Raw genomic sequence first — 12,378 nt, forward strand, 5'->3', positions numbered from 1 at the left:
AATCGGGATGCCGGGCCTCGCGGCCCGACTACTGGTCGTCGCGCGGAACGCGGAGCGCGGCGTGACGGTGGCGGATGTACTGGGCGCCAATCGAGGAGCCCAACCCGCTGAACACAATGACGGCACCAACGGCGACCGTGCTTGCGGTCCCCCGGGGCAGCACATAGGCCATCACCACGACGACCGTGATCGACAGGACGCCAAAGCTCAGGAGGATCAGCCAGTCACGCATCGACGGCTCCTCAGAACGGGGCGGTGGATCGGCAATGGACGACCGAGCCGCCCTTCACGTCATACCACCAAAGCATCTGCCCCTTGCTGCACACACCGTGCGCAACGACGTAGGCCATCGCCACAGAGACGCCGACGCTCAAAATCCCGCACGCAAGGTTTCCGACTGCGGGGATGAGGCAGATCCCGAAAGTCGCCGCGGCGGCGGCTCCAGAGGCGAGAGCAGCCTGGTCAACGGAGTTGAAGCCCATCGCCCACTTGCCGCTCTTGCTCCGTACTGAGATCTGGAGCCTGTTCTGATCTGATGTGGTCTGGTTCGCGGCGTCAACCGATGCCATGTAGTCGGCTGCGCTCGGGAGCGTCACCGAACCCTGCGGAGTCACATACCGGTAAAACGTCTCGCTGCCCTCGTGGACTTCGGTCCGCGGGACGGCTGATGCCTCGAGTTCCTTGAGGCCGCGGGCGAACGTCACTGGGTCCAGCAGCTTGCTGCCACCCGGGTAGATGTCGTCCAGTTGCTCGCTCGTCAGCGTCATGGTCGGGCCGCCGGATTCGGTCGCGTGTCTGCCGTTGTCACCGGGCGAGGGCTTGGAGTCCTTGTCGGTTACGACATGGGCCTGGGTCGGCACAGCGTTTGCCGGCACAGCCACAAGAGTCGTCCCAATCATCGCCGCAACAGCGATCGCGATGCCCGCAAGTCGTTGAATCATTCGGATCTGTCTCCCTCGTCGGTGAGTGGTCGCCCGGATCATCCCAGGTGATTCGAACTCTGACGGATCGGATCGGGGCTGCATCGTTGTTCGGCGGTTTTGAGTAGTCGAACGGGGCATTTTGAGTACCAACTCGCCGAAACCGTGGGAACCGGACACGACGAAGGCCCGGCATCCCGAAGCGGGATGCCGGGCCTCCAGGCCGCGGCTCAGGTGAGCTTGATCTGGCGGTTCATGTCCTTGTACAGCAGGTAGCGGAAGGGCTCCGGGCCACCGGCGTAGCAGGCCTGCGGGCAGAAGGCGCGCAGCAGCATGTAGTCGCCGGCCTCGCACTCCACCCAGTCGTCGTTGAGCCGGTACACGGCCTTGCCCTGCAGCACGAACAGGCCGTGCTCCATGATGTGGGTCTCCGCGAACGGGATCGATCCGCCGGGCTGGAACGTCACGATGTTGACCTGCATGTCGTGCGCCATGTCGGACGCGTCCGAGAACCGGGTGGTGGCCCACACGTCGTCGGTGTCGGGCATCGAGACCGGCTCGATGTCCTGGTCGCGGGTCACGAAGGATGCCGGGGCGTCGATGCCGTCGAGGTACTCGTACGCCTTGCGGATCCAGTGGAAGCTGGTGCGCTCCGAGCCCTCGTTGGCCAGGGACCACTGCGCGTTCGGCGTGATGAACGCGTACCCGCCCTCGCCGAGCACGTGGCGCTCGCCCTCCAGGGTCAGGGTCAGCTCCCCAGCGGTGACGAACAGCACGCTCTCGACGCCGGCCTCCGGCTCGGGCTTGTGCGCCCCGCCGCCGGGCGCGATCTCGACGATCAGTTGCGAGAACGTCATCGCCGAGCTCGGGGTCGGACGGGCGATGATCCACGCCCGCGTGTCGGTGAAGCCGGGCAGGCTGCTGGTGACGATGTCGCGCAGCACGCCCTTCGGGATGAAGGTGTACGCCAGCTTGACGACGGCACGATCGGTGAGCAGGTCGGTCTGCGGCGGCAGGCCGCCGGCCGGGGTGTAGTAACCCATGTGCGATCCCTTTCGGTCGGGTGGAACGGATTCAGGCGGCGGCGAGCCGCGGGTGCGCGAGCACGGTCAGCTCGGCCTCGGTGATGCCGATGTCGGCCTGCACCTCGTCGGCGCCGATCGCGCCGCACTGCACGCCGCGCAGCACGAACCAGGCCAGGGCGCGCGCGGTGGCCGGCTCGTCGAGCACCGCGCCGACCGCCTTCTGCAGATAGTTGCGCAGGCGCACGGCCGAGGCCGGGTACCCCTCGCGGTAGAACGCATAGGTGGCGAGGTAGCGGGTGGCCAGGTTGTGGGCGTGCATGTCCCACCCCTGATAGACGCCGCGTTCGAGCGAGCGGCGCACGAGCCGCGCGTGCAGCGCCCACGCCTCTTCGGCGCGCTCGCCGACGGGGAGGATGTTGGTCGAGCCGTCCGAGATGCGGATGCCCGTGCCGGCGGCGGCGAGCTGCATGACCTCCTTGGCGAGGTCGGCGACGGGGTGCTCCATCGACTGGTACCGCGCTGAGATGCCCAGCGACGCGGAGTAGTCGTACGTGCCGTAGTGGAACGCGGTGATGCGCCCCGGCACGGCGGTGGGCAGCTCCGCGAGCGGCGAGCGCCCGGTGGCGCCGAGGATGAGCTGCGGCGTCTCGACCTGCACTTCGAAGCGGATGCGCCCGTCGGGCAGGCCGTGGGCGCGTTCGATCGCGGCGGCGGCATCCGCCATGGCCTCGACCTGGGCCACCGTCGACACCTTCGGCAGCGTCAGGGTGAGGCCGTCCGGCAGCCCGCCGGCATCCATCAGCCCGCCGAGGAACACGTCCAGGGTGCGCAGGCCGCGGGCGCGCGTGGGTGCCTCGAAGCACTTGAAGCGGATGCCGATGAACGGCGCCGCGGAGCCGGATGCCACCGACTCGGCGACGAGTTCGGCGGCCCGCAGGGCATCCTGGTCCTCGACCGCGCCGCGGTCGCCGTAGCCGTCCTCGAAGTCGAGGCGGAGGTCTTCGATGGGTTCCGCGGCCAGCTTGGCTTCGACGCGGGATGCCACGGCCGGCACGTCCGCGGCCTGCACGCCGACGCGCGAGGCGAGGGCGGCGAGGCCCCCCGCGGCCTCGGCCGCCTGGAGCGCCGCAGCGCCCCACGCGGCCTCGAGGCCGTGGGTGTAGGTGTCGCCGGGGACGTAGACCGTGTGGATCGGCTGACGCGACCCGTCGTCGCCCGGGTAGGCGGTGGCGAGCAGCTCGTCGGTGGCGGCGAGCTTCGCGTCGATGCCGGCCCGGTCGGCGTCGGTGAGGACGGATGCCATCAGGCGACCGGGTCCAGCTCGATGGAGTCGAGCAGCTCGTACGCGGGAAGCGTCAGGAAGTCGGTGTACTCCTCGTCGAGGCAGATGTCCGAGACCAGCTTGGCCGCGGGCACGTAGTACCGCTCGAACCGCTCGGCGTCGACCTCGCCGCGCAGGCGCTCGACCTCTTCGGACAGCACGCGTGAGACGAGCTCGCGGGTGACGACCTCGCCGGTGTCGTCGAGCTTGACCGCATTGCGGATCTGCTGCCAGACCTGCGACCGAGAGATCTCGGCGGTGGCGGCATCCTCCATGAGGTTGTGGATGCCGACCGCGCCGTTGCCGGAGAGCCACACCGCCGTGTACGCGACCGACACGTACAGGTTGGTGCGCAGGCCCGCCTCGGTGACCTGGCCGGGAGCGGATGCCACGTCGATCAGCTGCGCCGCGGTCACCTCGACCTCGGGGCGCTGCCGGTCGAGCTGGTTCGGCTTGTCGCCGAGCACGCCGTCGAACACCTCGCGGCACACCGAGACGAGGCCCGGGTGGGCGACCCACGACCCGTCGAAGCCGTCGCCGGCCTCGCGGGTCTTGTCGGCGCGCACCTTGGTGAAGGCGGCCTCGGCGGCCTCCGGGTCCTTCTTCGACGGGATGAACGCGGCCATGCCGCCGACGGCGAACGCGCCGCGCTTGTGGCACGTCTTCACCAGCAGCTCGGTGTACGCGCGCATGAACGGCGCCGTCATCGAGACGTCGGCGCGGTCGGGCACGGTGAACTCGGCGCCCTGGTCGCGGAACACCTTGATGAAGCTGAACAGGTAGTCCCAGCGCCCGGCGTTCAGGCCCGAGGCGTGGTCGCGCAGCTCGTAGAGGATCTCCTCCATCTCGTACGCGGCGGTGATCGTCTCGATCAGCACCGTGGCGCGGATCGTGCCGAAGGGGATGCCGAGCGCCTCCTGCGCGTAGGTGAAGACGTCGTTCCAGAGGCGCGCCTCGAGGTGGCTCTCCATCTTGGGCAGGTAGTAGTACGGACCGGCGCCGTTCTCGAGCAGGATCTTCGCCACGTGGAAGAAGTGCAGCCCGAAGTCGACGAGCGCACCCACGGCGATCTCGCCGTCGACGAGCACGTGGTTCTCGGGCAGGTGCCAGCCGCGCGGACGCGCCACGACGGTCGGCCGGGCGATGTCGGCGCGCAGCGCGTACTGCTTGCCCTGCGGGGAGACGTAGGTGAGGGTGCCGAGGGCCGCGTCGCGGAGGATGCGGATGCTGCCGACCTGGTTCTCCCACGTCGGGCTGGTGGCGTCCTCGAGGTCGGCGAGCCACACCTTGGCGCCGGAGTTGAGGGCGTTGATCGCCATCTTCGGGTCGGCGGCCGGCCCGGTGATCTCGACGCGGCGGTCCTGCAGGGCGGCGGGCGCCTCGGCGACCTGCCACTCCCCCTCGCGCACGTCGCGGGTGTCGTCGAGGAAGTCGAGGGTGCCGGTCTGGGCGACCTGCTCGCGCTTCACCTTGCGGGCATCCAGCAGGTCGTTGCGGCGCCCCGCGAAGCGCTGGTGAAGCTGCTCGACGAAGGCGAGGGCTTCGGGGGTGAGGATCTCATCGGCGCCTTCGACCTGTGCGGGTCGGGTGATCTCGATGGTCATCAGACAAGTGCTCCTTCTGCTTCCTTGGCGGCCGCGGCCACGCTGGTAGCGACGGCGCCAGCCACATTCTCGTCGAACGCGCTGGGGATGATGTACTGGGCGTTCAGCTCATCGTCGCCGACGCAGGAGGCGATGGCGCGTGCCGCGCCGACCAGCATCTCGGTGGTGATGTCGGAGGCCCCGGCATCCAGGAGCCCCCGGAACAGGCCGGGGAACGCCAGCACGTTGTTGATCTGGTTGGGGAAGTCGCTGCGGCCGGTGGCGACCACGGCGGCGTAGCGGGAGGCGACCTTGGGGTCGACCTCGGGGTCGGGGTTGGCCATCGCGAAGACGATCGCGTCGTCGGCCATGCTGGCCAGCTCCACCTCGCCGAACAGGTCGGGGGCCGAGACGCCGATGAAGACGTCGGCGCCGACGAGGGCGTCGGCGAGCGAGCCGCTCTGGCCCAGGGCGTTGGTGTTCGCGGCGATCCAGGTGCGGTGCGCGTCGGTGTACGTCTCGCCGCCGTGGATGATGCCCGACCGGCCGGCGGCGACGATGTGGCGTGCGCCCTCGGCCTGCAGCAGCTGGATGATGGCGTTGCCGGCGGCGCCGACGCCGGAGATGACGATCTTGACGTCTTCGATGTTCTTGCCGACGAGCTTGAGCGCGTTCACGAGTGCGGCCAGGGTCACGATCGCGGTGCCGTGCTGGTCGTCGTGGAAGACGGGGATGTCGAGCTCTTCGCGCAGGCGGCGCTCGATCTCGAAGCAGCGCGGGGCGGCGATGTCCTCGAGGTTGATGCCGCCGTAGGTCGGCGCGATCGCCTTGACGATGGCGATGATCTCCTCGGTGTCCTGGGTGTCCAGCGCGACGGGCCAGGCATCCACCCCGGCGAACTGCTTGAACAGCACCGCCTTGCCCTCCATGACGGGCAGGGATGCCGCAGCGCCGATGTTGCCGAGGCCGAGCACCGCGGAGCCGTCCGTGACGACCGCGACGGTGTTGCCCTTGACCGTGTAGCGCTTGGCGTTCTCGGGGTTCGCGGCGATGTCGAGGCACACGCGGGCGACGCCCGGGGTGTACGCGCGGGAGAGGTCGTCGCGGTCGAGCAGCGGAGCCGACGGGTCGACGCTGAGCTTGCCGCCCTCGTGCAGGGCGAAGGTGCGGTCGACGGCTTCGAGCACGGTGACGTCGTCGATCGCCGCGATCGCGTTCGCGACCTGCTCGGCGTGGGCGACGCTGGAGGTGTAGATCGTGAGGTCGATGACCAGGCGTTCGTGGCCGGAGTCGTCGACGGTCAGGCCGTGGACCAGCGCGCCCGCCTCGGTGATCGTCGTGACGATCTCCTGGGTGGCCGTTCCGCGCACCGATGCCTCGGCTCGCAGCTGGATGGAGTATCCGGGACTCGTGTTCGCCATGGGTCGTCCTCTCGGGGGCGGCTGCGCCCCGTGATCAAGTTCGGTGATCGTGTGGTTCCGCGTGGTCCTACCCCATCGCGAATTTCACATTATGGAGTTTAGAGTCTGCGATGTGGAAAAGCAACACTCTGGAGCCGCTGCCGGAGCGTCGCGCGCGTAGGGTATGGTTGATCGCCTCAGACTTCCGCCATCCGGAAGTATTTCTTCGGCGGCACCATGTCTTCGGTTGGCAGAGAGCAGAGGGTCGTTCCATGGCGGCATCCAGCAGCGGCGAGAGCGTCAAGTCGGTCGCGCGGGTCTTCGACCTCCTCGAGCTCATCGCGGATGCCGGCGGCAGCATCGGCCTGTCCGAGCTCGCCACCGCGGCAGGACTCCCCCTCCCGACCATCCACCGCCTTCTGCGAACGCTCGTCGGCCTCGGCTATGCGCGTCAGCTCGCCAATCGCCGGTATGCGCTCGGCCCGCGCCTCGTGCGCCTCGGCGAGATCGCGAACCGCCAGTTCGGGCATGTGGCCGCCCCGCAGTTGAAGGCCCTGGTGGAGCGGCTCGGCGAGACCGCGAACCTCGCCACGATCGACGGCGACCGCGTCGTCTACGTGTCGCAGTCTCCCTCGCCGCACGCGATGCGCATGTTCACCGAGGTCGGCCGCCGTGCCTATCTGCACTGCACGGGCGTCGGCAAGGCGATCCTCGCCCAGTTCGGCGACGACGAGGTGCGCGACATCCTCACCCGCACCGGGATGCCGACCGTCACCGAGCACACGCTGACGACGGTGGATGCCCTGCTCGCCGACCTGGCCGTCGCCCGCGAGCGCGGCTACACGCTCGACGACGGCGAGCAGGAACTCGGGGTGCGCTGCTACGCGGTCGCGGTGCCGAACATGCCGGTGCCGACCGCGGTGTCGGTGTCGGGCCCCTTCACCCGGGTCGACGACTCCTTCGGCGAGCGCGCCGTGCCGGTGCTGACGGAGATCGCCACCGAGATCAGCACCCTGGCGCGGGTCGGGTAGCTGCGCCCGCTGGAGATAGAGTGCGTACAGGCCCGTGTTCTCGAGAGGAGAGAAACGTGGGCCTGATGAGCAAGAATCGGCGGACGCCCGCGAACAGGCGCGGCCCTATGATCAGCGCGCTTGCCTGGGTTGCCTCCGGGGCGATCGTCTTCGCGTTCCAGGTGCTTTCAGGAGTCGCGCTGGCAACCGCCGTCGTCACGGGCTTCTCGATTGCGGCCGTCGGTTTCCTCGTCAACAGCTGGTACACACGCGACCGCGGGCGCCATCCACAGAGGTAGCCGGACCCGACAGAGCCGAGGCTCCCCATCTACACGGATAGCCTCGGCTCTGGCCGGTCCACTCCCCCGCTCACTCAGCGGGAGAACGATAGGTCAGGATGTCGCCGGCCTGGCATGCGAGGACTTCGCAGATCGCACTCAGTGTGGTGAAACGCACCGCCTTTGCGTGTCCGCTCTTGAGGACGAAGACGTCGAGTCATCCGCCCCGAGCAGCATCGATGACGGTGATCAGGTACGACGTTCGGATGGCGATCGCGTACTTCACCTCCGCCGGAACGAGCTCGGGAGCGTGCAGGACGCGCGTGAGGTCCTGAGCGCTGGCCCCGGCGAGCCTCGCAAGGTTGTCCACGGTCAGATGGGCCTCGGCCGATGAGCGACTCGATGATCGATCTGAGGCGCTCGTCGTCGGGGATGGACATTCCCTCGGCGAGATGTCCGGCAAGCATCGAGATGCGCGTGTTCTCGTCGTTCGTGAAGAGCTGCCGACCGGCGCCGACCATCGTCCCCGGCCGATCCCGGTCGGAGACGAGTGCTCGGCCGCGGAGCCGAACCCTTGACGTCCCACCAGCCAGCGCTTATGCTTGCTCGGAACGCGAAGACTTCCGAAGAGCGGAAGTCACCGTCCGCAACACGGAAGTTGAGAGAGGAGCTCGCGATGTCGCACGTCAGCGCCGCCAGCATCCTCCCTTCCAACGGCACTCCCGCATTCTCGGGGTGCACCTGGTACGCCCACGGCGCCTGAGCCGCAGCCTGCCGATACCCCTGCGTGACGCAGTGGCCTCGGCGTAGACTCTGCGGCACGCGAGCCGAGCTCGCCCTTGTGATCGCAGGTGCTGCGCCTCACGCCGGTATCGGACCCGATGTGCCGCTCCTGCGGCACCCCCCGCCGGACACGAGGAGAATCACAATGACCGATGTCGCACTGACCGTCAACGGGGAACGTCGTTCCCTCGACGGCGTCGCCACGTTCACCACCGCGCTGGACTGGCTGCGCGAGAACGCGCTGTCCGGCAGCAAAGAAGGCTGCGCCGAAGGCGAGTGCGGCGCGTGCGCGATGCTGCTCGCGACCCCGGCCTCGGACGGCGCCACCACCTGGACCCCGGTCAACGCCTGCCTCGTGCCCGTGTACGCGCTCGACGGTCAGGAGATCGTCACCGCCGAGGGCCTCGGCTCCCCCGAAGACCTGCACCCGGTGCAGGCGAAGATGGCCGAGGCCGGCGGCTCGCAGTGCGGCTACTGCACGCCCGGCTTCGTGTGCTCGATGGCCGGCGAGTACTACCGCGAGGACCGCGCGCCGCGCGAGACCGACACCCCTCGATCGGTCGCTGAGCCTGTCGATGCGTGCCCCGTCCACGATTCTTCCGATGCGGGCCACGGCGACGATGCCGAACACGGCCCCAACGGCTTCGACCTCCACGCCCTGAGCGGCAACCTGTGCCGCTGCACCGGATATCGTCCGATCCGGGATGCGGCATACTCTCTGGGATCCCCGGATGCCGACGACCCCTTCAAGAAGCGCATGGCGCAGCCCGCTCCTGCCGCGGTCGCGACCGATGCGGAGGTCGACGGTTCGCGCTTCGTGCGCCCGACATCCCTCGCCGAGACGGTGCGGATCCTCCACGATGAGCCCTCTGCGCTCATCGTCGCGGGTTCCACCGACTGGGGCGTGGAGGTCAACATCCGTGGGAGCCGTGCTCCCTTCGTCGTCGCGATCGACCAGCTGGACGAACTGCGTCAGCTGACCGTCAGCGACGACGTGATCGAGATCGGCGCCGCTCTGCCACTGTCCGAGGTGGAGCGGCGCCTGCAGGGCCGGGTGCCCCTGCTGGCGAAGCTGTTCCCGCAGTTCGCGTCGCGGCTGATCCGCAATCGGGGCACCATCGGCGGCAACCTCGGCACCGGGTCGCCCATCGGCGACACCCCGCCCGCCCTCCTCGCCCTCGGCGCGAGCGTCGTGCTGGCGAGCGTCGACGGCGAGCGCGAGGTGGACCTCAGCGAATACTTCACCGGGTACCGCCAGTCCGTGCGCCGCAAGGACGAGCTGATCAAGTCCGTCCGCATCCCGCTGCCGCTGGCGGAGGTGACCGCGTTCCAGAAGATCGCCAAGCGCCGCTTCGACGACATCTCCTCGGTGGCGATCGCCTTCGCCCTGGACATCGAGGACGGGATCGTCACCGCCGCGAAGATCGGGCTCGGCGGCGTCGCCGCGACCCCGCTGCGGGCCCGCGCCACCGAAGACGCGCTCATCGGCAAGCCGTGGAACATCGCGACCGTGAAGGCCGCGGCATCCGTCATGCGCGCCGAGGGCACCCCGATGTCCGACCACCGGGCGAGCTCCGATTACCGCTCGCTCATGCTCAACACCGCCCTGCTGAAGCTGTACAGCAGCACCGTCATCGAATCCAAGGAGGTGTCGGCATGAGCTCCCTCGCCGACCGCCCCGTGAACCCCGTCGTCGGAAAGCCGGCCCCGCACGAGAGTGCGGCGCTGCACGTGACCGGTGCGGCCATGTACACCGACGACCTCGCCGTGCACACGGCCGGCGTGCTGACGGCCTGGCCCGTGCAGTCGACGAACGCGCACGCCAAGGTGACCGTCGACGTCTCTCCCGCCTACGAGGTGCCGGGCGTCGTGCGCGTGCTGACCGCCGACGACGTGCCCGGCGTCAACGACGCGGGCATCAAGCACGACGAGCCGCTGTTCCCGTCCGAGAGCCGGTTCTACGGACACGCCCTGGTGTGGGTGCTCGGCGAGACGCAGGAGGCCGCACGCCTCGGCGCGGCGGCGGTGAAGGTGGAGTACGAGCCGCTTCCGGCGATCATCACCGTCGAGGAGGCCATCGCGGCCGAGTCGTACCAGTCGGTGGCGCGCACCGTGGCACGGGGGGATGCCGCATCCGCCCTGGCCTCGGCGGCGCACGTGTTCGAGGGTGTCACGCAGTTCGGCGGCCAGGAGCACTTCTACCTCGAGACGCACGCGTCCTTCGCGGTGCGCGACTCGGAGGGCCAGTACTTCGTGCAGTGCTCCACGCAGCACCCGTCCGAGACGCAGGAGATCATCTCGCACGTGCTCGGCATCACCTCGGCCGAGGTGACCGTGCAGTCGCTGCGCATGGGCGGCGGGTTCGGCGGCAAGGAGATGCAGCCGCACGGGTTCGCCGCGATCGCGTGCATCGGCGCCAAGCTCACCGGACGCCCGGTGCGCCTGCGCCTGACCCGAACGCAGGACCTCACGATGACCGGCAAGCGGCATCCGTTCCACATCACGTGGAAGGCGGGGTTCGCGGAGGACGGCCGCATCCAGGCGCTGGATGCCACCCTGACGTGCGACGGCGGCTGGAGCCTCGATCTGTCCGAGCCGGTGCTCGCGCGGGCGCTGTGCCACATCGACAACTCCTACTGGATCCCGAACGTGCACGCCCTCGGCCGCATCGCGAAGACCAACAAGACGTCGAACACCGCCTACCGCGGCTTCGGCGGCCCGCAGGGCGTCTTCCTCATCGAGGACATCCTCGGCCGGGTCGCGCCGCAGCTCGGCATCGACCCCCTGGAGCTGCGCGAGCGGAACTTCTACCGGCCCGGTCAGACCACCCCGTACGGGCAGCTCGTCAAGGACGCCCAGCGCCTGGGCACCATCTGGAACCAGCTGCGCGACCGGTCGGAGCTGGATGCCCGCCGCGCCGAGGTCGCGGAGTTCAACCGCACCCACGACGACGTCAAGCGGGCGATCTCGATGACGCCGATCAAGTTCGGGATCTCGTTCAACTTCCCCGCGTTCAACCAGGCCGGCGCCCTCGTGCTGATCTACAAGGACGGCTCCGTCCTGATCAACCACGGCGGCACCGAGATGGGTCAGGGCCTGCACACCAAGATGATGCAGATCGCCGCGACCGCGCTGGGCCTCGAACTGCACCAGGTGCGCCTCGCGCCGACCCGCACGGACAAGGTGCCCAACACGTCGGCGACGGCGGCATCCTCGGGCGCCGACCTCAACGGCGGCGCCGTCAAGAACGCGTGCGACCAGCTGCACGAGCGGCTCGCGAAGGTCGCCGGTCGCCTCCTGAACGTCGACGAGCGCGACGTCCGATTCTCGGGCGGCTACGTCACCGGTCTCGGCAACCGGGAGCAGCGCCTCACGTTCGCCGAGGTCGCCAACGCCGCCTACCACCAGCGGGTGCAGCTGTCGGCGGCGGGCTACTACCGCACCGAGGGCCTGCACTGGAACCCCGACCTCATGCAGGGCGAGCCGTTCAAGTACTTCGCGTACGGCTGCGCCGCCACCGAGGTCGAGGTCGACGGCTTCACCGGCGCCTACACGGTGCGCCGCGTGGACATCATCCACGACGTGGGCGACTCACTCTCGCCGATGCTCGACATCGGCCAGATCGAGGGCGCGTACGTGCAGGGCCTCGGCTGGCTGACACTCGAGGAGCTGCGCTGGGACGAGTCCGACGGCCCGCACCGCGGCCGCCTGCAGACCCAGTCGGCATCCACGTACAAGCTGCCGAGCTTCTCGGAGATGCCCGAGGTGTTCAACGTGAACCTGTTCGAGGATGCCCGCGAGGACGGCGCCGTCTACGGCTCCAAGGCCGTCGGCGAGCCGCCGTTCATGCTCGCGTTCTCGGCACGCGAGGCGCTGCGCGACGCGGTCGGGGCGTTCGGTCCCGCCGGTCACTCGGTGAACCTCGGCTCGCCCGCGACGCCCGAGGCGGTCTTCTGGGCGGTTCAGGATGCCCGTGAAGCCGCCGGCGACTCCCTGACCCCGTCGAAGGACACGACGAGCCCGTCCGCGCCGGAGCTCGCCGCGGTCTGACCGCGCGA

Annotated in this window: 11 protein-coding genes and 1 pseudogene; 4 read left to right on the plus strand and 8 right to left on the minus strand. The window is 69.2% G+C overall.

From position 1 onward, the window contains the following. Nucleotides 1-28: 28 nt before the first annotated feature. The 6 genes from LK09_RS10540 to LK09_RS10565 form a co-directional block, all read right to left on the minus strand. Nucleotides 29-232 carry a hypothetical protein gene (locus tag LK09_RS10540; RefSeq protein WP_039399067.1) on the minus strand — a complete coding sequence of 68 codons (204 nt, stop codon included), beginning with the start codon at nucleotides 230-232 and terminating at the stop codon, nucleotides 29-31. Between the two features lie 10 nt (nucleotides 233-242). Next, on the minus strand, nucleotides 243-983 hold the full coding sequence (locus tag LK09_RS10545) for a hypothetical protein (RefSeq protein ID WP_156138734.1): 741 nt from the start codon (nucleotides 981-983) through the stop codon (nucleotides 243-245). A 167-nt stretch (nucleotides 984-1,150) separates the two neighbouring features. Then, nucleotides 1,151-1,963, minus strand: coding sequence for a bifunctional allantoicase/(S)-ureidoglycine aminohydrolase (locus LK09_RS10550; protein WP_039399071.1), 813 nt, complete (start codon nucleotides 1,961-1,963; stop codon nucleotides 1,151-1,153). 31 nt (nucleotides 1,964-1,994) lie between these two features. Then, a complete protein-coding gene (locus tag LK09_RS10555) occupies nucleotides 1,995-3,248 on the minus strand; it encodes a DUF6986 family protein (RefSeq protein WP_039399073.1) in 1,254 nt (417 codons plus the stop codon). After that, complete coding sequence (aceB, locus tag LK09_RS10560) at nucleotides 3,248-4,870, minus strand: malate synthase A (RefSeq protein WP_039399075.1); 1,623 nt, start codon at nucleotides 4,868-4,870, stop codon at nucleotides 3,248-3,250. Before aceB ends, LK09_RS10555 begins: the two co-directional genes overlap by 1 nt. Continuing rightward, entirely contained in the window at nucleotides 4,870-6,270 is a 1,401-nt protein-coding gene (locus LK09_RS10565; RefSeq protein WP_039399077.1) for an NAD-dependent malic enzyme, read from the minus strand. The genes aceB and LK09_RS10565 overlap by 1 nt, the downstream gene beginning before the upstream one ends. A gap of 251 nt (nucleotides 6,271-6,521) precedes the next feature. Here LK09_RS10565 and LK09_RS10570 point away from each other — a divergent pair, with 251 nt between their 5' ends. Continuing rightward, a complete protein-coding gene (locus tag LK09_RS10570; RefSeq protein ID WP_039399080.1) occupies nucleotides 6,522-7,280 on the plus strand; it encodes an IclR family transcriptional regulator in 759 nt (252 codons plus the stop codon). A 56-nt stretch (nucleotides 7,281-7,336) separates the two neighbouring features. Then, nucleotides 7,337-7,558: a hypothetical protein gene (locus LK09_RS21460; protein ID WP_156138735.1), complete on the plus strand. Its 222-nt coding sequence runs from the start codon at nucleotides 7,337-7,339 to the stop codon at nucleotides 7,556-7,558. Nucleotides 7,559-7,628: 70 nt separating this feature from the next. Here the strand turns inward: LK09_RS21460 and LK09_RS21140 are convergent. Then, a pseudogene (locus tag LK09_RS21140) lies at nucleotides 7,629-7,727 on the minus strand (helix-turn-helix domain-containing protein); the annotation flags it as partial. A 27-nt stretch (nucleotides 7,728-7,754) separates the two neighbouring features. Further along, a complete protein-coding gene (locus LK09_RS21465) occupies nucleotides 7,755-7,907 on the minus strand; it encodes an HTH domain-containing protein (RefSeq protein ID WP_156138737.1) in 153 nt (50 codons plus the stop codon). A gap of 558 nt (nucleotides 7,908-8,465) precedes the next feature. On the opposite strand from LK09_RS21465, the gene LK09_RS10575 reads away from it, so the two are divergent. Further along, on the plus strand, nucleotides 8,466-9,980 hold the full coding sequence (locus LK09_RS10575; protein WP_039399082.1) for a xanthine dehydrogenase small subunit: 1,515 nt from the start codon (nucleotides 8,466-8,468) through the stop codon (nucleotides 9,978-9,980). Then, nucleotides 9,977-12,370 (plus strand): xanthine dehydrogenase molybdopterin binding subunit, encoded by a 2,394-nt coding sequence (gene xdhB / locus LK09_RS10580; protein WP_052226667.1) that lies wholly within the window; start codon nucleotides 9,977-9,979, stop codon nucleotides 12,368-12,370. Before LK09_RS10575 ends, xdhB begins: the two co-directional genes overlap by 4 nt. Nucleotides 12,371-12,378: the final 8 nt, after the last annotated feature.

This window comes from Microbacterium mangrovi (assembly GCF_000802305.1).
Taxonomy (GTDB): Bacteria; Actinomycetota; Actinomycetes; order Actinomycetales; family Microbacteriaceae; genus Microbacterium; species Microbacterium mangrovi.

Bases quoted from the DNA above. Each gene is read 5' to 3' on its own strand.
- LK09_RS10555 (WP_039399073.1), bottom strand. From the start codon at position 3,248: ATGGCATCCGTCCTCACCGACGCCGACCGGGCCGGCATCGACGCGAAG.
- LK09_RS10550 (WP_039399071.1), bottom strand. From the start codon at position 1,963: ATGGGTTACTACACCCCGGCCGGCGGCCTGCCGCCGCAGACCGACCTG.
- LK09_RS10540 (WP_039399067.1), bottom strand. From the start codon at position 232: ATGCGTGACTGGCTGATCCTCCTGAGCTTTGGCGTCCTGTCGATCACG.
- LK09_RS10575 (WP_039399082.1), top strand. From the start codon at position 8,466: ATGACCGATGTCGCACTGACCGTCAACGGGGAACGTCGTTCCCTCGAC.
- LK09_RS10565 (WP_039399077.1), bottom strand. From the start codon at position 6,270: ATGGCGAACACGAGTCCCGGATACTCCATCCAGCTGCGAGCCGAGGCA.
- LK09_RS10570 (WP_039399080.1), top strand. From the start codon at position 6,522: ATGGCGGCATCCAGCAGCGGCGAGAGCGTCAAGTCGGTCGCGCGGGTC.
- aceB (WP_039399075.1), bottom strand. From the start codon at position 4,870: ATGACCATCGAGATCACCCGACCCGCACAGGTCGAAGGCGCCGATGAG.
- xdhB (WP_052226667.1), top strand. From the start codon at position 9,977: ATGAGCTCCCTCGCCGACCGCCCCGTGAACCCCGTCGTCGGAAAGCCG.
- LK09_RS10545 (WP_156138734.1), bottom strand. From the start codon at position 983: ATGATCCGGGCGACCACTCACCGACGAGGGAGACAGATCCGAATGATT.